We start from the raw sequence: 18,284 nt of genomic DNA on the forward strand, positions 1-18,284 counted from the left end.
ACGCGATCTGGTTTTACCAGCGCTGATCGGACTTGCCTCGGCGTACAGGTGTACGCTAAAGTGCGACTCGTATCCCGAATGACATAATTTTTTCACGAGGTAATGAATGAAACGTGCAGTGATTACTGGCTTGGGTATTGTTTCCAGTATCGGTAACAACCAACAGGAGGTGCTGGCGTCTCTGAAAGAAGGGCGTTCGGGGATCACCTTTGCGCCTGAATTGCAGGAAGCCGGTATGCGTAGCCAGGTGTGGGGCAACATCAAGTTGGACACCACTGGTCTGATCGACCGCAAGGTGATGCGTTTTATGAGCGATGCATCGATCTATGCTTATCTGTCGATGCAGGAAGCGATCAAAGATTCTGGCCTGACGGACGAGATGGTTTCCAATAACCGTACCGGTCTGATCGTCGGCTCTGGCGGCGGTTCTCCGCGTAACCAGGTTGCCGGTGCCGATGGCATGCGTTCTCGCGGTATTCGTGGCGTTGGCCCTTACATGGTCACCAAGGCGATGGCTTCGGGTGTCTCTGCCTGCCTGGCGACGCCGTTTAAGATCCGTGGTGTTAACTACTCCATCAGCTCCGCTTGCGCCACCTCGGCACACTGTATCGGCAATGCGGTAGAGATGATCCAGCTGGGTAAACAGGACGTGGTCTTCGCCGGCGGCGGGGAAGAGATGTGCTGGGAGCTGGCGTGTGAGTTTGATGCCATGGGGGCGTTGTCTACCCATTACAACGATGCGCCGGAAAAAGCGTCCCGTACCTACGACGCCAAGCGTGATGGTTTCGTCATCTCCGGTGGCGGCGGCATCGTGGTCGTGGAGGAGTTGGAGCATGCATTGGCGCGTGGCGCGCACATCTATGCCGAGATCGTCGGCTACGGTGCGACCTCTGACGGTTACGACATGGTTGCCCCGTCAGGCGAAGGTGCGGCACGCTGCATGCAGATGGCGATGCAGGATCTGGATAAGCCGGTTGACTACCTGAACGTACACGGTACCTCCACCATGGTTGGTGACGTGAAAGAGCTGGGTGCCATCCGCGAAGTCTTCGGCGATCAGACGCCGGCTATCTCCTCAACCAAGGCCATGACGGGCCATGCGTTGGGTGCGGCGGGGGTTCATGAGGCTATCTATACCCTGTTGATGCTGGAGCATGGCTTTATCGCACCGAGCATCAACATCGAAGAGCTGGATGAGCAGGCTGCCGGGATGAACATCGTCACCGAGATGACCGAGCGTGAGCTGGATGTGGTGATGTCCAACAGCTTCGGCTTCGGCGGCACCAACGCCACGCTGGTGATGCGTAAGCATAAGTAAGCGTATCGGCCAAGCCTACCCGCGATGGCGGGTAGCGTAATGATATCTCCCCCTTGTCGACCGCGTTGTCGGCAAGGGGGTTTTTCTTTTCAACGCCTCTGCCTCTGCCTCTGCTGTTGTCGCTCTTTTTATGGCTAACCACACGGTGAGGGAGTGATCTCAAGGGGAGAATACGGTTTAGCTGTTTACGTCACTTTGTGCGCCAAACCGCGTTTTTTATGCCTGGTATCCGGCGTCGGGATCGGTACACTCATAACCACGGCGCGATGACGCCGGCGTCATCACCCAAAGGAAAAACTATGGGACAGCTCAACCATTACGCTATTGCCTATCAACAAATCCGGGCGTTGATCCGTTATCCCGAGGCGCTGTATCAGTTTCTCGCGCGCCAGTGTACCCACCATGATCGCGCGTTAGATCTGGGCTGTGGCAGTGGTTTCTCCAGCGCGCGTTTGCAGACCTATTTTTCCCAGGTCGCGGGTTGCGATCGCGATGAGGCACTGGTCGCGTTGGCACAGCAGAATTACCCGCAGTTGACCTTCGATGTGGCGAAGGCCGAGCTCTTTACCCCGCCGCAACCGGTCGACTTGTTGACCTGTGCGACCGCCTTCTACTGGATGGATCGGCCATTGATGCTGTCGCGGATGGCGCAGTTGTTGCAGCCGGGAGGGATCTTCTGCGCCTACCGTTATGAGTTTCCGTTGGTCTACGGGCCGCTGCGTGACGTGGTGGAGTATGAGCTGGCGACGCGTTGGGCGCCGTTCCGCGATCGGCGTTTAGTGGACTACGATGACACGCTGGAGCTGATGCAGATCCAGCCCAATCTACAACACAGTCAGCGTCAGCTATTCCCCAATATTTTGACCTTGAGCGTGGCGCAATTGGCGACGTTTTTCCTGTCGACCAGTTATGTAACACGCTATATGGCGGAGCAGGGGGGCCCGGAGTATGCCAAACGCTTGTTGGCATTGCTCTCCGCCAGCGGGGAGCGCGATGTGCGGGTTAACTTCGACGTGACGGCCTTTATCTGCCGCCTCCGCCGTTGAGGATCGGCGTGCGACCGAGGTGAGATAAAAAAAGACACCCGAGCCTGATGGTCGGGTGTCGAGGGGGGCATGCTGAGCGCGCGTTTAGGCTTTGGCAGCGGCCTTCTTGTGATGGACTTTCTTGGCGGCCTGGGCTTTCTGAGCTACGGCAGCCTTCTTGTGGTGCACTTTCTTGGCGGCCTGGGCTTTCTGTTCTACGGCAGCCTTCTTGTGGTGCACTTTCTTGGCGGCCTGGGCTTTCTGCTCTACGGCAGCCTTCTTGTGGTGCACTTTCTTGGCGGCCTGGGCTTTCTGCTCTACGGCAGCCTTCTTGTGGTGCACTTTCTTGGCGGCCTGGGCTTTCTGTTCTACGGCAGCCTTCTTGTGATGGACTTTCTTGGCGGCCTGGGCTTTCTGCTCAGTCGTCGCCTTCTTATGATGCTTCTTGCTGTGATGTTTGACCGCGCCAGCATCCTGAGCGGCTGGGGTGGCGCTGTGTGCGACCGGGGCGGCGGCCGGGGCGGCAGTCTGTTCGGCAGCGAACGCGGCAGAAGAGAGGCCCATCGCAGCAGCAACAACCAGAGCTAATACTTTATTCATTTTGCTATCCTCAATATTCGCTGTTTGATTAGCCCCGCAGTGGAGCCGTTGAGGATATGTTAGGTATTGGCGTTACGATTGTCCGTGTGTGTTTGGTGTCGGTAAGTAACCGTATGTACAAACGCTCGAGTTAGCGTGCTGGTGGTTCGGGAGGCGTCTGAATGGCCAGCCAGTATGCCAGCAAGGCTAAGATGTACAGCTTCTCCCCGCCCGTTAACGCGCGATCGGCCGGGATGTGGTGCCACTTCGCGAGGCAACCGCGGCAACAGGTGGCGGTGGCATGCTGGGCGATAAAGACCGGGTGTCCTCGCATCGGGGTTTGGCGGCCATCGTTGGGCGGTTGAGCCGGAGCGAGGCGTGCATCAATAAAGTCGTGAGCGTGGCGCAATACCTGAGCCATGCCTTGGCGCTCCAGGTAGCGCCACTCGGCGTTGCTGAGGCGAAAGCGGCGTCGGAACCTCGAGCGTTGTAGCCGTTGCCAGACGTCGGCGGAGAGGGGTAACACGCTAACCTCCATGCCAGATAAGGAGCTATTACCATGCCCCTTTTACGCAGGGATGACAATCTGTGCGTTTGGCCGAGGCGTATTCAGACAGAGGATTGTGAATTACGCTCGCTCGGGTAAGATAACCTCAGTAAATCATGGGGGTGGCGATGGTGCGACAGACAAGGATGGCGAAAGTGTTGTTGGCGCTTGCTTGCCTGGTGGTGCTGGTCTGCACCAGTCAGCGTATGGCGGGCGTACCTCAGCTTAGCGTGTCGCCGCCCTGGGCCGCCTCGTCGTTCTCTCTCTCGGACAGTCAAGAAGAGGGAAGCGCGCCGGCCGCCTGTTCGTTGGGGGTCAAGATGTTGCTGAGTGCGCCACCGCTAGCCGTCGAGCATCTGGCGCTCGCTTTGCTGACCTTCCTGCTCCTGCTTCTCTGCCCATTGCGTCGTCTTAGCGATCTCATCGGCCATCGGCCACCGGTCTGCTCACCGGCGCAACGGCGTCTCCATCTTAGGTTGTGTGTCTTCCGCGAATAACGTCGGACGTGAGTACGCGTCCTCTCTTACGTTTATTGGCGGAGAATAATTATGTCTTTGATTTTTCGGGTACTGGCCATCGGCCTGTGCCTCTGGCTGCCCCTGGGTTGGGCGGCGGATAGCGGCTGGCTACTGGGTGACAGTAGCGGCCAGGCTCGGGTACGCTTCAGCGCCGCCCGACAGGATACACAGCGGGTCGATCTGGTGGTGCAGGTGGCGCTGGCTGCAGGGTGGAAGACCTATTGGCGCGCGCCCGGTGAGGGAGGCGTCGCCCCCAGTATCGCGTGGCGTACGCCGCCGGCATCGGTGAATTGGCGCTGGCCGGTGCCGCAGCGCTTTACGGTTGCGGGGCTGACGGCGCAGGGGTATACCCAGGATGTCAGCTTTCCTCTGCAGGTTGATACCTCGGCCCTGCGCTTACAAGGGGTATTGACTCTGCCGCTGTGCAGCAACGTATGCGTGCTGCATGATTACCCCTTCGATTTAGATCTCACGGCCCCTCCGACGGCGGCGTTCCGCCATACCCTGGCGCAGGCGGAGGGGGCTTTACCGCTGAGCCACGGCATGGTGGCGCGGGTTAGCGCGGGTTATGACGCCGGAAGCTTGACGCTACGCGTCGAGCGGCCCGGCGGCTGGCAACAGCCTGCGATCTTCCTGGCGGGCCCCGAGGGGGCGGAGTTCGCTGCCCCACGGCTGTGGCACCAGGCGGAGACGCTGTATGCTCGTGTCGCCGTCAGCGACGGCTGGCAAGGGGCCGCACCGGATCTGCGTGGCGTGCCGTTGGCGCTGGTGATCAGCGACGCCGGTGTGGCGCGCGAGATCACAGTTACTCCGGAGGCGACGCCTGTCGCACCACCGGTGCCAAGCGGATCGAGTACGACGCTACTTAGTGCGCTGCTCCTGGCGCTGGCCGGTGGCCTGATCCTGAATCTGATGCCCTGCGTGTTGCCGGTCTTGGCGCTGAAGTTGGGGAGTGTGCTGCATGCCCCTACGCGCGCGGTCGCGTCGTTACGTCGCCAGTTTCTGCTTTCGGCGGCGGGGATCATCGCCTCCTTCGGCCTACTGGCTGGCCTGATGAGCATCCTGCGCCTCACTCAGCAGGCCGTCGGCTGGGGGATCCAGTTCCAGAGCCCGTGGTTTATCGCGCTGATGAGCGTGATCACCTTAGGGTTTGCCCTCAATCTGTTCGGCTTCTTCTCGGTGACGCTGTCCAGTCGGTTGATGACTCGATTGGCCAGCCCCTCACAGGGGCACTTTTGGCAGGGGATGTTCGCCACGCTGCTGGCGACGCCATGCTCGGCGCCCTTTATGGGGACGGCCCTGGCCTTCGCCTTGGCGGCTCCGCTGGCGCAACTGTGGTTAGTGTTCTTGGCGCTGGGCGTGGGGATGAGCGCGCCCTGGCTGGCCATCGCCGCCTGGCCGCGCCTGGCGACCTGGCTGCCACGCCCTGGCCGCTGGATGCTGCATCTGCGGGCGATCCTGGGGGGGATGCTGCTGGCTTCCAGCCTATGGTTGCTGTCACTGCTGGCGGCCCATGTCGGCTGGCCGATCATCATGATGTCGATGGGCGTATTGGCGCTGTTGCTGTTAGCGGCGAGCTGGCGCCGTTACGGCATACGCGGAGTGGGATGGGCGCTGTTGGTGACGGCCTTGCTGTCCGTCGTCCCGGGGGTGATGTATGGGGGCGCGGCGCTGACACCGCTACGCGACCGCGTCGATTGGAGGCCGCTGAGCGAGCAGGCGTTGCAACAGGCGTTACAGCAGCACAAGCGTGTGGTTATCGACGTGACCGCCGACTGGTGTGTGACCTGCAAGGCTAACAAGGTGAATGTGTTACTGCGTGACGACGTGCAGCAGGCGCTGAGTGCCGAGGATGTGGTGGCGCTGCGCGGCGACTGGACGCTGCCCTCGCCGTCGCTGGAGGCCTTCTTGCGCCAGCGGGGCGCGGTGGCGGTGCCTTTCAATCAAATTTATGGCCCGACGCTCCCTCAGGGCGTGGTGTTGCCCTCACTGCTCGATCGCCAGCAACTGCTGGCCCAATTGGCGGCAGCCAAGGAGTAAGCGATGAAGATCAGATTGCATTCTATGATGACGATGATGCTGTTGCTATTAACGCTGGCAGCACCGGGGGCGATGGCGGCGGATGAGGCGGAGACGCTGCTATTCCATAACCCGGCTACGCCGCGCCTGGGTGCTAGCGATGCGGCGCTGACGGTGGTGGTGTTTACCGACTATAACTGCCCCTACTGCAAGCGCCTCGATCCGCTGTTGGAGCAGCTCGTCGAGCGTAATCCGCAGGTCGCGGTCGCCTTTAAGCTGTTGCCCTTCAAGGGCGAGAGCTCCCACCAGGCGGCTCAGCTTGCGCTGACCCTGTGGCGTCAACAGCCCGAGCGTTTTCTGGCGTTACATCGGGCCTTGATGGCCAAACGCGGTTATCACTCGACGCGCTCGATACAGGCGGCGTTACAGCGCAGCGGCAACGCCGATCTCCAGGCGGATAGTCAAGGGACGATTCAGGAGTTGCGCGATTCGTTGCTGTTGGCACAGGTGTTGGGGGTGCAGGGGACGCCGACGTTGGTGATCGGTAACCAATTGATCCCCGGGGCGATCGACTACGACCAGTTGACGCAGGCGGTCGAGACTGCGCTGGCGCAGCGGCCATGAGGCGCTGGGGCCGCTGGGTGCGGCAGGCGTTAGTGATGTTGCTACTGTTGGCAGTGGTTGTCGGCGTGATGGACTTTCTGCGCCGTCCTCAGTTGCCGGCGACGCTACCCACACAGTTAACCGATCTGGCGGGACGCCCGGTAGCGCTGGCGGCGCTCAGCACCGAGCGTCCGCTGTTGATCTATGTCTGGGCCAGCTGGTGTGGGATCTGCCGGGTGACCAGCCCGACGGTCGAGGCATTGGCGCGCAATGGCGAGAACGTGGTGACGCTGGCGCTGCGTTCGGGCGATGACGCCCGCCTGACGCAGTATCTGGCGCGCCGCGGGCTGCACTTCCCGGTGATCAACGATGCCGATAGCCGCTTGAGCGCGGCGTGGCGAGTCGGCGTCACGCCGACCTTCATCGTCCTGGTGCGCGGGCAGGTTGTCGCCAGTACCACGGGCTGGAGTAGCTACCCCGGCTTATGGTTACGCCTGCGTTGGGCGCAGTGGTTCGCCTAGTCCGTGTTGGCCCGGCGTCGAGCAGGGCGTCGGGCCACTGTCCCCACGATGTGTGACCGGCTGTGGTTAGGCCTGCGGTTGATTTAGTGGCAGAATTAGCACAGCTCAATCCAAGCTGCATAGCGGGTAGGAGAAACGATGAAGATTGTAGTCGATGAGAATATGCCGTATGCCGAGGCGTTGTTTGGCCGCCTCGGCCAGGTACATGCGGTGCGGGGCCGTCCGTTGCCCGCCGATGCGTTACGCGGGGCCGATGCGTTGATGGTGCGCTCGGTGACCTCGGTCAATCAGGCGTTGTTGGCCGATCAGGCGGTGCGTTTTGTGGGCACGGCTACCGCCGGTACCGATCATGTGGACACCGACTGGTTGGCGCAGGCGGGTATCGGCTTCTCCGCCGCCCCCGGCTGCAATGCCATCGCCGTGGTGGAGTATGTTTTTTCGGCCTTGATGATGTTGGCGGAGCGCGATGGCTTCGCGCTGCGCGATAAGACGGTAGGGATTGTTGGGGTGGGCAATGTGGGCAGCCGCTTGCAACACCGTTTGGCGGCGTTGGGCATCCGGACCCTGCTGTGCGATCCTCCGCGTGCCGATCGGGGCGATAACGAGATCTTCCATAGTCTGGCGGATCTGCAACGCGAGGCGGACATCATCACCTTCCATACTCCGCTGAATAAGTCCGGCCCCTACCGTACCTGGCATCTGGTGGACGAGGCGTTCCTTGCGGCGTTGCCGCCGGGGCCTATCCTGATCAATGCGGCGCGTGGCGCCATCGTCGACAATGCGGCGCTGTTGTGCGCCTTGCAGGCGGGGCAGGATCTCCGCGTGGTGTTGGACGTGTGGGAGCCGGAGCCGATGCTGTCGCTGCCGCTATTGGCGCATGTCGATATCGCCACCCCGCATATCGCCGGCTATAGCCTGGAAGGCAAGGCGCGTGGTACCACTCAGGTGTTCGAGGCCTTTAGTGCCTTCCTCGGGCGGCCGGAGCGGGTCGCCTTGGCCGAGTTGTTGCCGCCGCCGCCGGTGGCGGAGGTGCGTATTCAGGGCGCGCTCGATCAGGCGATGCTCAAACGTCTGATGCATCTGGTGTATGATGTGCGCCGTGACGATGCGCCGTTGCGCCGCGTCGCCGGGCAGGAGGGGGCGTTCGATCGTCTGCGTAAACACTATCCGGCGCGGCGGGAGTGGTCGTCGCTCCTGGTGATATGCGACGATAGCGCCACGGCTGAGCTGTTGACGGCGTTGGGATTTAGCGCGCGCGTCGCCTGAACGGCGTGCGGACAGTGACATTTTATCGCCAGTGCGTCGAGATACGCACTGGCGATTTTTGATGGTTATGGAGAGGACGGCGTGGTTCGCGTTAGCCGTCCGAGGAGAGTGAAAATGAGCGAAGGCTGGAATATTGCCGTATTGGGCGCGACGGGCGCCGTTGGGGAAGCGTTACTGGAGCAGCTCCAGGCGCGTGAGTTCCCGTTGGGAGAACTGTATCTGCTGGCCAGTGAGCGCAGTGCCGGAGAGAGCATTCGCGTCGATGGTCGCCAGATCCTGGTGCAGGATGCCGCCGGTTTCGATTGGGCGCAGGCCCAGTTGGCGTTCTTTGTCGCCGGGCGCGAGGCCTCACTGCGCTATGCCGAGGAGGCGGGTAACGCCGGGTGTCTGGTGATCGATAGCAGCGATGCCTTTGCCCTGGAGGCCGATGTGCCGCTGGTGGTGCCGGGAGTGAACCCGCATGCGCTGGCCGAGTACCGTAACCGCAATATCGTGGCGGTGGCCGACAGTCTGACCAGCCAACTGTTGACGGCGATCCACCCGCTGAGCGCGGAGAATGGCCTGGCACGCATTGGCGTGACCTGCCTGCTTTCGGCTTCTGCATACGGCAAGGCGGCGGTGGATGAGCTGGCCGGGCAGAGTGCCCGCCTGCTGAACGGTATGCCGTTCGAGCCGGGCCTGTTCCAGAAGCAATTGGCGTTTAACCTGCTGCCGCTACTGGCGGATGAGCAGGGCAGTGTCTGTGAAGAGCGCCGCCTGGTGGATCAGGTACGCAAGGTGTTGCAGGAACCGGGGCTGCCGCTGACGGTGAGCTGTATTCAGTCTCCGGTCTTTTACGGCCATGCGCAGTGCGTGCAGTTGGAGACCCTGCGTCCGCTCAGCGCCGAGGAGGCGCGCGAGTTGTTGGCACAGACCGGCGACATCCGCCTGAGCGAAGAGGACGATTACCCGACACAGGTGGGAGATGCCTCGGGTAACCCACATCTGAGCATCGGCTGCGTGCGTAACGACTATGGCTTGCCGGAGGCGGTACAGTTCTGGTCGGTGGCGGACAATGTTCGTTTCGGCGGCGCCCTGATGGCCTTGGAGATCGCCGAGCGTCTGATGCAGGAGTACCTGTACTGATGACGCAGCCATCGTTGGCCGGGCAGGAGGAACGTCCGGTATATCACATTGCGCTGGGCATTGAGTACGATGGCAGCCGCTATGCCGGCTGGCAGCGTCAGCAGGAAGTGGACAGCGTGCAGGCGCGTCTGGAGGCGGCGCTGTCGCGCGTCGCCAGCGAGCCGGTGACGGTGTTCTGTGCCGGGCGTACCGATGCTGGGGTACACGCCACCGGGCAGGTGGTACACTTCACCACCCACGCCAGCCGCCAAGAGGGGGCGTGGACCATGGGGGTCAATGCCCATCTGCCGAAGGACATCGCGGTGCGCTGGGTCAAGGCGGTCAGCGCCGATTTTCACGCGCGTTTTAGTGCGACGGCACGGCGTTACCGTTATGTCATCTATAATCATCGCTACCGTCCAGCGGTGTTGCAGAGCGGCGTGACGCACTTCTACCATCCGCTGGATGCCGAACGGATGGCGCGCGCTGGCCAGGCATTGCTGGGAGAGAACGACTTTAGTTCGTTTCGCGCCGCCCAGTGCCAGTCGCGTACCCCGTGGCGTAACGTTTCCCACTTATGGGTCAACCGTTATGGGCCATATGTGGTGGTCGATATTAAGGCTAACGCCTTTGTCCATCACATGGTGCGTAATATCGTCGGCAGCTTGCTGGAGGTGGGATGCGGTAATCAACCGGAGGGCTGGATCGCCGAGTTGCTGGCCGCCCGAGATCGCACTCTGGCAGCGGCGACCGCCAAGGCCGCCGGCCTGTATTTAGTCGCCGTGGATTACCCGGCGCACTTTGCCCTACCACAGCCGCCGATGGGGCCGCTGTTTTTACCCGATTGATAACCGGAGCCGTGATGGAATACTTACAGTGGATTGTTGATTTTATTCTGCATATTGATGTGCACTTGGCGCAATTGGTGGCCCAGTATGGTGTCTGGATCTACGGCATACTGTTCTTGATCTTGTTCTGTGAAACCGGTTTGGTGGTGACACCGTTCCTCCCGGGAGATTCGTTACTGTTCGTCGCCGGGGCATTAGCGTCGTTACCGAGTAACGATATGAACGTGCATCTGATGGTGGCGTTGATGGTCACGGCGGCGATCCTCGGCGATGCGCTGAACTATACGATCGGTCGCCTGTTTGGTGAGCGTTTGTTTAGCAATCCCGACTCGCGCATCTTCCGCCGCAGCTACCTGGATAAGACCCATGCGTTCTATGAGCGTCACGGCGGAAAAACGATTATCTTGGCGCGTTTTGTGCCCATCGTGCGCACTTTTGCGCCCTTCGTCGCCGGTATGGGGCATATGACCTATCGTCATTTCGCCGCCTATAACGTGATCGGGGCGCTGCTGTGGGTGCTTTCTTTCACCTACGCCGGTTATCTGTTCGGCAACGTACCCGTGGTACAGGAGAACTTGAAGCTGCTGATCGTGGCGATCATCGTGGTTTCGATTCTGCCGGGCGTGATCGAGATCTGGCGCCACAAGCGTCAGGCGCGGCGCGCAGCGCTGCGTAAGTAGGTCACAGAATCGCCACCCCTCGCTCACGCTGAGTGGGTAAAAAATGTAAACTCTGCACGGTTCGACCAGTTTTTTATCTACACGGTCGAACCGTTGTGGTTTAATGAACGGCATTTATGGTCTGTTACCTGCCGGTAAAAAATGGCCACTCTCCGGCGATTAAAGGAGACACGGGCTAAAACCAGGCTCAGCGTTAGCTGGGTCTTTGCATTTTGTTCCCCCGGCAGGGGCAGAGGACTGGCATTCCGCCAGGTTCAAACAGAAAGGTCATCGATGAGCTGGATTGAACGCATTCTTAATAAGAGCAATATCTCTCAAACCCGCAAGGCAAGCATTCCGGAAGGGGTATGGACCAAGTGCGATAGCTGTGGTCAGGTCCTCTACCGTGCCGAGCTGGAGCGCAATTTAGAAGTCTGCCCGAAGTGCGACCATCACATGCGCATGACGGCGCGTATGCGTCTGAATACGCTGCTGGACGAGGGTAGCCATGTCGAATTGGGCAGCGAGCTGGAGCCGAAGGATGTCCTGAAGTTTAAGGACTCCAAAAAGTATAAGGATCGTCTCGCCGCCGCTCAGAAAGAGACCGACGAAAAAGATGCGCTGGTGGTGATGAAAGGGACCCTGCATGGTATCCCCGTGGTTGCCGCCTCCTTCGAGTTCGCCTTTATGGGGGGCTCGATGGCATCGGTGGTGGGCTCCCGCTTCGTGCGCGCCGTCGAGCAGGCGCTGGAAGATAACTGCGCCCTGATCTGCTTCTCCGCCAGCGGCGGTGCCCGTATGCAGGAGGCGCTGATGTCGTTGATGCAGATGGCGAAGACCAGTGCGGCGTTGGCGAAAATGCGCGAGCGTGGCCTGCCCTATATCTCCGTCTTGACCGATCCGACGATGGGTGGGGTTTCCGCCAGCCTGGCGATGCTGGGCGATATCAACATCGGCGAGCCGAAGGCCTTGATCGGCTTTGCCGGTCCGCGCGTCATCGAGCAGACGGTGCGTGAAAAGCTACCGGCAGGATTCCAGCGCAGTGAGTTTCTGCTGGAGAAAGGCGCTATCGATATGATCGTGCGCCGCCCGGCGATGCGCGACAAGCTGGCCAGCCTGGTGGCCAAGATGACCGGACGCCCGACACCGTTGGAAGAGGCGGCACCGGTCGTGGCAGCGGCGGAAGAGGGCGCACAGGCATAATCCCCCTGGCGTGCTTCCCCCGGCTTAGCGCCGGGCGCGGCGCAGGATTATCGCCTGCGCCGCACATCTTAGGGAACCGGCCCGTTCCGGGGCCGGTCACCCTCCGCAACGGCTAAATTACGGGACGTAAAACAGCATGAATACGCTTCCTACCCCACAGGCGACCTCGCCACTCTCTTGCTGGCTCGAGTATCTTGAGCAGCTACATACGAAAACCATCGATCTCGGTTTGGAACGCGTGCGGCGTGTCGCGCAGCGTCTGGACCTGCTGACGCCTGCGCCCGTGGTGTATACCGTGGCGGGTACTAACGGTAAGGGCACCACTTGCCGCACCTTGGAGGCCATCCTGATGGCGGCGGGCTATCGGGTGGGGGTCTATGGTTCTCCCCACCTGCTGCACTATCGCGAGCGGGTGCGCATTCAGCATCGTGAGTTGGATGATGCGGCGCATGCCGCCGCCTTCGCCGCCATTGAGGCGGGGCGTGATGGCGTATCATTAACCTATTTTGAGTTTGGCACCCTGGCGGCGTTGTATCTGTTCAAGCAGGCGGCGTTGGACGCGGTGATCCTGGAGGTTGGCCTCGGTGGGCGCCTGGACGCGACCAATATCGTCGATCCCAGCGTGGCGGTGGTGACCAGCATCGCGCTGGACCATACCGATTGGTTGGGCGATTCACGCGAGAGTATCGGCCGGGAGAAGGCCGGTATCTTCCGTGCCGCTAAGCCCGCCGTGGTGGGTGAGGCACAGATGCCTGAGTCTATCGCGGCGGTGGCGGCGGCGTGCGCTGCCCGGTTGCTGCGGCGTGGCGTCGATTGGGACTTCAGTGCCGAGGCGACGAGCTGGCGCTGGTGCGCCGGGGAAAAGACGCTTGATGATTTACCGTTGCCGCAGGTGCCATTAGCGAACGCGGCGACGGCGCTGGCGGCGTTGGCCGCCGGGCCGCTGGCCGTCGATGAGGCGGCTATCCGCCAAGGGTTGCGTCACGCCGCCTTGCCGGGACGATTTCAGCAAGTTGGGGACGCACCGCGCCTGATTCTGGATGTGGCGCATAATCCGCATGCCGCCGCCTATCTGGCGCAACGCCTGCAAGCATTGCCGCGGCCTAAGCGGCTGCGGATGGTGATCGGCATGCTGAGCGACAAGGATATCGCCGGCACCCTGGCCTGCCTGACGCCGTTGGTCGATGAGTGGTACTGCGCGCCGCTAAGCGGGCCGCGCGGAGCGCCAGCGTCTGCATTGACGGCGCATCTGCCGGCTGGCGCACGCGTATTCGCCGATGTCGAGCAGGCCTGGCGCCAGGCGATGGATGAGGCTGACGCCGAGGATACGGTGGTGGTCTGTGGCTCGTTCCACACGGTTGCGCAGGTGATGGCGGTTCTACCGTCAGGAGGACGGGGTGGCGAGTAAGTTCCAAAACCGACTGGTCGGGACGGTGATCCTGGTTGCGCTAGGGGTGATCGTACTGCCGGGCCTGTTGGATGGTCAGAAGAAGCATTATCAGGATGATTTCGCGGCGATCCCGTTGGTGCCCCGTCCCGGCGAAGATGATCCGACGGATGCCATTCCGCCGGTGACGCAGCCATTGGGCGAGGCGCCCAGTACGGCAGCGCATGGCGGCGTGAATAGTACGCCAGCTGGCTCGGCAACGGCGCCCTCGTCGGCATCTTCCGCTGCGGCCGCACCGACACGTGGCGCCGGTGAGCTGGTGGAGTTGAAACCGGTCGAGAGTCGCGCGCCGGAGCCGCGTCAGGTGGCGGAAGCGCCGACGATGGCACCGGCTCCGATGGTCGAGAGCCGTCCTAAACCGAGCGAGACGGCGCGAGCCGCGGAGAGCCGTGCGAAGCCCGTCGAACCGGCGAAGCGAGTGACGCCGCCGCCGCAGGAGACGCGTCCGGCCCCGGCGCCCACACCGGCCCCGACGCCAGCGCCCGCCCCGGCCCCACGGGCGGAGCAAGCGCCAGTCGGTCAGGCATATGTGGTACAGCTGGGTGCGTTGCGTAACGCCAGCAAGGTGAACGAAATCATCGCCAAGCTGCGCCTCTCCGGTTACCGGGCCTACAGCGTGCCTGCTACACCGGTTCAGGGGGAGATCACCCGGCTATTCGTCGGCCCGGAAGCCTCGCGCGCCAAGTTACAGGCGGCGTTGCCGGAGCTGAATAGCCTGAGCGGGCTGAATGGACAAATCCGCAATTACAGCGTGCGCTAAGCCACGCAGCGGAGAGGGATACGGCGCTGTCCGCCTTGGCGGGCAGGGCCGTTTTTTTGATGAAAACGGGGGTGTAGCAGGGCGGATTTATTTACGCCGAGCGCGGGAAATCTGCTACGCAAACGTTTTCTTTTTCTGTTAGAATGCGCCGCGAGTAGGATAGCGCGGCAATTCATGCTTTGGAATTATCATGGTTTGGATTGATTGGGTCATTATTGGCATCATCGGATTTTCTGCTTTAGTCAGCCTGATCCGGGGATTCGTGCGCGAGGCGTTGTCACTGGTTACCTGGGGGGCGGCGTTCTTTGTTGCCAGCCATTTTTACTCTTATCTGGCTGCCTTTTTTACCCGTTTTGAAGATGCGCTGGTGCGTAACGGTATTGCGATTGCGGTGTTGTTTATCGCAACCCTGATCGTCGGTGCTATCGTTAACTATGTGATCGGTTCCCTGGTGGAACGTACCGGCCTAAGCGGTACGGATCGGGTGCTTGGCGTCTGTTTCGGCGCGTTGCGCGGCGTGTTGATCGTCGCGGCCCTGTTGTTCTTCCTGGATACGTTTACGGCGATGGCGCAGAGCGAGGAGTGGCAGCAATCCCGGCTCATCCCGCAGTTCAGCCCTATCATCAGGTGGTCGTTTGACTATCTGCAAAGCACGTCGAGTTTCTTACCGGAGCATATGCCTGCCATGCCGCTCCGGTAACGCTGATGAGGAAATGACAACATGTGCGGTATTGTCGGTATCGCCGGTTTTACGCCGGTAAACCAGTCCATCTATGATGCATTGACGGTGTTGCAGCATCGCGGCCAGGACGCCGCAGGCATCGTTACCATCGATGATAACCATACCTTTCGCCTGCGTAAGGCTAATGGGCTGGTGAGCGATGTGTTCGAGGCGCGTCACATGCAGCGCCTACAGGGAAATATGGGGATAGGGCATGTGCGCTATCCCACCGCCGGCAGCTCCAGCGCCTCCGAGGCGCAGCCGTTCTATGTGAATTCCCCCTTTGGCATCACCTTGGCGCATAACGGTAACCTGACTAATGCCCATCAGTTGAAGCAACAGCTGTTCGAGCATGCCCGGCGCCACGTCAATACCTCCTCCGACTCCGAAATCCTGTTAAATGTGTTCGCCTATGAGTTGGATCGCTACGATAGCTATCCGCTGAGCGAGGAGAACATCTTTGCCGCTGTCGCCGCGACGCACCGCCAGATCCGCGGGGCCTATGCCTGCGTGGCGATGATCATCGGTCATGGCATGGTCGCCTTCCGCGACCCCAACGGTATCCGTCCGCTAGTGATCGGTAAGCGCGATCTGGCGGATGGCCGCACCGAGTATATGGTCGCCTCGGAGAGCGTGGCGCTGGATACGCTCGGCTTCGACTTTATCCGTGATGTGGCGCCGGGGGAGGCGATCTACATCAACACGCTGGGGCAGCTGTTTACGCGCCAGTGTGCGCAGGAGCCGAAGAATCACCCCTGCCTGTTTGAGTATGTCTACTTCGCCCGTCCAGACTCCTTCATCGACAAGATCTCCGTCTATAGCGCCCGGGTACGTATGGGGCAGAAACTGGGCGAGAAGATCGCGCGTGAGTGGGAAGATCTGGATATCGATGTGGTGATCCCGATCCCGGAGACCTCTTGCGACATCGCCCTGCAAATCGCCCGTATTCTGGATAAGCCTTACCGTCAGGGGTTCGTTAAGAATCGCTATGTCGGCCGTACCTTCATCATGCCGGGTCAACAACTGCGGCGTAAGTCGGTACGCCGTAAGCTGAACGCTAACCGTGCCGAATTCCGCGATAAGAATGTGTTATTGGTGGATGACTCCATCGTGCGTGGCACCACCTCCGAACAGATCATCGAGATGGCGCGTGAGGCGGGCGCCCGTCGGGTCTACCTGGCTTCCGCGGCGCCAGAGATCCGTTTCCCGAATGTGTATGGCATCGATATGCCGAGCGTCAGTGAGCTGATCGCGCATGGCCGTGAGGTGGATGAGATCCGCCAGTTGATCGGCGCCGATGGCTTGATCTTCCAAGATCTCGACGATCTGGTCGACGCGGTCCGCGAGGATAATCCCGACATCGAACAGTTCGAGTGTTCGGTATTTAATGGCGTCTACATTACACGCGATGTGGATCAATCCTACCTGGATTATCTACAGTCTCTGCGCAGCGACGACAGCAAGGCGTTGAGCAATCAGCAACAAGCCGAGGATTTGGCGCTGTATAACGAAGGCTAACGCACGTTTCGTCTTCCTTTCCCGATGACGGGCCGCCGATGCGGCCCGTTTTCGCTTGCGCCATCTGTCGGCTTGCGGCAAAGTCGCAGCAGCAGAGTGAATGAGAGTGAGTAACGGGCGATGAAACGACTGATTATCGGTATCTCCGGCGCCAGTGGCGTGATTTACGGGATCCGTTTGCTAGAGGTGTTGCGTAGCCACCCAGAGGTAGAAACCCACCTGGTGATGAGTCAGGCGGCACGCCAGACCTTGGCGTTGGAGACGGATCGCAGCCTGCGTGAGGTCTTGGCCTTGGCGGATGTGGTGCATGACGTGCGCGATATCGCCGCCGCGATCTCCTCCGGCTCCTTTAAGACCGCCGGCATGGTTATCTTGCCTTGTTCCATCAAAACCCTCTCCGGCATCGTGCATGGTTACAGCGATACGCTATTGATCCGCGCCGCCGACGTGGTGTTGAAGGAGCGTCGACCATTGGTGCTATGTGTGCGAGAGACGCCGTTGCATCTGGGGCATCTGCGTATGATGACCAGTGCCGCCGAGTTGGGGGCGGTGATCATGCCGCCGGTACCCGCCTTCTACCACCGTCCACAGCGGATCGAGGAGATCATCGATCAGACGGTGAACCGGGTATTGGATCAGCTGGATATCACCCTGCCGCACGAGTTGTTTCCTCGTTGGCAGGGCGGGCATCGGACGCCAGATAGCGCGACCTGAGGCGCTTATTGGGCGGCGATATCGAATTGCGTGCCGTTGACGGCGGCGGCCGCCGGTGAACAGAGCCAGAGCACCAGATCCGCGATGCTGTGCGTCGTGGCGGGGCAACCGAGGATCTTCTCGTCACGCGTCGCTGTGAGCGACGGGAGTGGGGTTGTGACGCTGGGGATCAACTGATTGACCGTGATGCCTTGTGGCCCGAGATCTTGCGCCATGGCTCGGGTGAGGGCGCCCAGCGCGGCTCGTCCCATGGCACAAAGTGCGTCGCTGTGATCGGCCTCTTGCCGTGTGCTGCTGATATGGATGATGCGTCCCCCTGCCGGCATCTGGCGTGCGGCCAGTTGGCTGGTGAGAAACACCGCCCGGACATTGATCTCCATGCTCTGTTCAAATTCACGCAACTCGATCTCATCGAAGGGCTTACAGATGATCACGGCGGCGTGATTCACCAGAATATCGATGCGCCCCCACAACTCTAACGTGCGGGTGATGGCGCGCACGCAGGTCTCTGGATTGCGTGCGTCGGTACGCAAGGCGACGGCTTCGCCCCCCTGCTGGCGGATCTGGGCGGTCAGTAACCGGGCTTCCTGCTCCGAGTGGTGGTAGGTCAGCGCGACGCGTGCGCCCGCGGCGGCGAGTGCGCGGACGATGGCCGCGCCGCTCCCCTGTGCGCCCGCAGTGACCAGCGCGACTTTATCGTGCAATAAGGCTTGGTTCATAGATGCTCCACTAATGGGGCGCCGTGCCCGAATCGGGTACCCGGGGGATCGTAGCCGCCGACACTTGTCGCCGCGGCTAGGTATAGCGCCAACTGTCGCGGGGACTCTGTACGGTCTACACCGTCTAGAGGCACCCGACCATCAGTGTAGTCAACGTGCTACATCGCTCCGGACGTCCGGTGCGCTCGCATGCAC

19 protein-coding genes are annotated in these 18,284 nt (G+C 61.1%); 16 read left to right on the forward strand and 3 right to left on the reverse strand.

Annotated elements, in window-relative coordinates:
• Positions 1 to 106: 106 nt before the first annotated feature.
• A complete protein-coding gene (gene fabB, locus DCL27_RS04930) occupies positions 107 to 1,318 on the forward strand; it encodes a beta-ketoacyl-ACP synthase I (RefSeq protein WP_005288367.1) in 1,212 nt (403 codons plus the stop codon).
• Between the two features lie 299 nt (positions 1,319 to 1,617).
• A complete protein-coding gene (locus DCL27_RS04935; RefSeq protein ID WP_005288364.1) occupies positions 1,618 to 2,364 on the forward strand; it encodes a class I SAM-dependent methyltransferase in 747 nt (248 codons plus the stop codon).
• An 84-nt stretch (positions 2,365 to 2,448) separates the two neighbouring features.
• Here DCL27_RS04935 and asr read toward each other — a convergent pair whose 3' ends face one another.
• Both asr and DCL27_RS04945 read right to left on the reverse strand, forming a co-directional pair.
• On the reverse strand, positions 2,449 to 2,943 hold the full coding sequence (gene asr / locus DCL27_RS04940) for an acid resistance repetitive basic protein Asr (RefSeq protein WP_109728359.1): 495 nt from the start codon (positions 2,941 to 2,943) through the stop codon (positions 2,449 to 2,451).
• A gap of 130 nt (positions 2,944 to 3,073) precedes the next feature.
• Positions 3,074 to 3,460, reverse strand: coding sequence for a DUF4186 domain-containing protein (locus DCL27_RS04945; RefSeq protein WP_035599377.1), 387 nt, complete (start codon positions 3,458 to 3,460; stop codon positions 3,074 to 3,076).
• A gap of 137 nt (positions 3,461 to 3,597) precedes the next feature.
• On the opposite strand from DCL27_RS04945, the gene DCL27_RS04950 reads away from it, so the two are divergent.
• The 14 genes from DCL27_RS04950 to DCL27_RS05015 all read left to right on the forward strand — a co-directional run bounded on the left by DCL27_RS04950 (position 3,598) and on the right by DCL27_RS05015 (position 17,370).
• Complete coding sequence (locus DCL27_RS04950) at positions 3,598 to 3,966, forward strand: hypothetical protein (RefSeq protein WP_035599385.1); 369 nt, start codon at positions 3,598 to 3,600, stop codon at positions 3,964 to 3,966.
• 51 nt (positions 3,967 to 4,017) lie between these two features.
• Positions 4,018 to 6,027, forward strand: coding sequence for a protein-disulfide reductase DsbD family protein (locus tag DCL27_RS04955; RefSeq protein WP_035599374.1), 2,010 nt, complete (start codon positions 4,018 to 4,020; stop codon positions 6,025 to 6,027).
• A gap of 3 nt (positions 6,028 to 6,030) precedes the next feature.
• On the forward strand, positions 6,031 to 6,630 hold the full coding sequence (locus DCL27_RS04960) for a DsbA family protein (protein ID WP_005288342.1): 600 nt from the start codon (positions 6,031 to 6,033) through the stop codon (positions 6,628 to 6,630).
• Positions 6,627 to 7,130, forward strand: coding sequence for a protein disulfide oxidoreductase (locus tag DCL27_RS04965; protein ID WP_035599371.1), 504 nt, complete (start codon positions 6,627 to 6,629; stop codon positions 7,128 to 7,130). Before DCL27_RS04960 ends, DCL27_RS04965 begins: the two co-directional genes overlap by 4 nt.
• A 138-nt stretch (positions 7,131 to 7,268) precedes the next feature.
• Positions 7,269 to 8,396, forward strand: a complete 1,128-nt coding sequence (gene pdxB, locus DCL27_RS04970) for a 4-phosphoerythronate dehydrogenase PdxB (RefSeq protein ID WP_109691553.1) — start codon at positions 7,269 to 7,271, stop codon at positions 8,394 to 8,396.
• A gap of 114 nt (positions 8,397 to 8,510) precedes the next feature.
• Complete coding sequence (locus tag DCL27_RS04975; protein WP_005294543.1) at positions 8,511 to 9,521, forward strand: aspartate-semialdehyde dehydrogenase; 1,011 nt, start codon at positions 8,511 to 8,513, stop codon at positions 9,519 to 9,521.
• Positions 9,521 to 10,348: a tRNA pseudouridine(38-40) synthase TruA gene (gene truA / locus DCL27_RS04980; RefSeq protein ID WP_005288332.1), complete on the forward strand. Its 828-nt coding sequence runs from the start codon at positions 9,521 to 9,523 to the stop codon at positions 10,346 to 10,348. Before DCL27_RS04975 ends, truA begins: the two co-directional genes overlap by 1 nt.
• A gap of 14 nt (positions 10,349 to 10,362) precedes the next feature.
• A complete protein-coding gene (locus DCL27_RS04985) occupies positions 10,363 to 11,028 on the forward strand; it encodes a DedA family protein (RefSeq protein ID WP_005288328.1) in 666 nt (221 codons plus the stop codon).
• Between the two features lie 273 nt (positions 11,029 to 11,301).
• Positions 11,302 to 12,210 (forward strand): acetyl-CoA carboxylase, carboxyltransferase subunit beta, encoded by a 909-nt coding sequence (gene accD / locus DCL27_RS04990; RefSeq protein WP_005288326.1) that lies wholly within the window; start codon positions 11,302 to 11,304, stop codon positions 12,208 to 12,210.
• A gap of 136 nt (positions 12,211 to 12,346) precedes the next feature.
• Complete coding sequence (folC, locus tag DCL27_RS04995) at positions 12,347 to 13,618, forward strand: bifunctional tetrahydrofolate synthase/dihydrofolate synthase (protein ID WP_035599365.1); 1,272 nt, start codon at positions 12,347 to 12,349, stop codon at positions 13,616 to 13,618.
• The gene (gene dedD, locus DCL27_RS05000) at positions 13,608 to 14,417 is read left to right on the forward strand and encodes a cell division protein DedD (protein ID WP_035599362.1); all 810 of its coding nucleotides are present in this window, start codon (positions 13,608 to 13,610) and stop codon (positions 14,415 to 14,417) included. Before folC ends, dedD begins: the two co-directional genes overlap by 11 nt.
• Positions 14,418 to 14,607: 190 nt before the next feature.
• Positions 14,608 to 15,117: a colicin V production protein gene (cvpA, locus tag DCL27_RS05005; RefSeq protein ID WP_005288316.1), complete on the forward strand. Its 510-nt coding sequence runs from the start codon at positions 14,608 to 14,610 to the stop codon at positions 15,115 to 15,117.
• 21 nt (positions 15,118 to 15,138) lie between these two features.
• Positions 15,139 to 16,656 carry an amidophosphoribosyltransferase gene (gene purF, locus DCL27_RS05010; protein ID WP_005288313.1) on the forward strand — a complete coding sequence of 506 codons (1,518 nt, stop codon included), beginning with the start codon at positions 15,139 to 15,141 and terminating at the stop codon, positions 16,654 to 16,656.
• 120 nt (positions 16,657 to 16,776) lie between these two features.
• The gene (locus tag DCL27_RS05015; RefSeq protein ID WP_005288309.1) at positions 16,777 to 17,370 is read left to right on the forward strand and encodes a UbiX family flavin prenyltransferase; all 594 of its coding nucleotides are present in this window, start codon (positions 16,777 to 16,779) and stop codon (positions 17,368 to 17,370) included.
• A 5-nt stretch (positions 17,371 to 17,375) separates the two neighbouring features.
• Here the strand turns inward: DCL27_RS05015 and DCL27_RS05020 are convergent, their stop codons facing one another.
• Positions 17,376 to 18,089, reverse strand: a complete 714-nt coding sequence (locus DCL27_RS05020; protein WP_035599359.1) for an SDR family NAD(P)-dependent oxidoreductase — start codon at positions 18,087 to 18,089, stop codon at positions 17,376 to 17,378.
• Between the last annotated feature and the right edge of the window lie 195 nt (positions 18,090 to 18,284).

It is taken from the genome of Edwardsiella tarda ATCC 15947 = NBRC 105688, from assembly GCF_003113495.2.
In the GTDB taxonomy this organism is placed as follows: domain Bacteria; phylum Pseudomonadota; class Gammaproteobacteria; order Enterobacterales; family Enterobacteriaceae; genus Edwardsiella; species Edwardsiella tarda.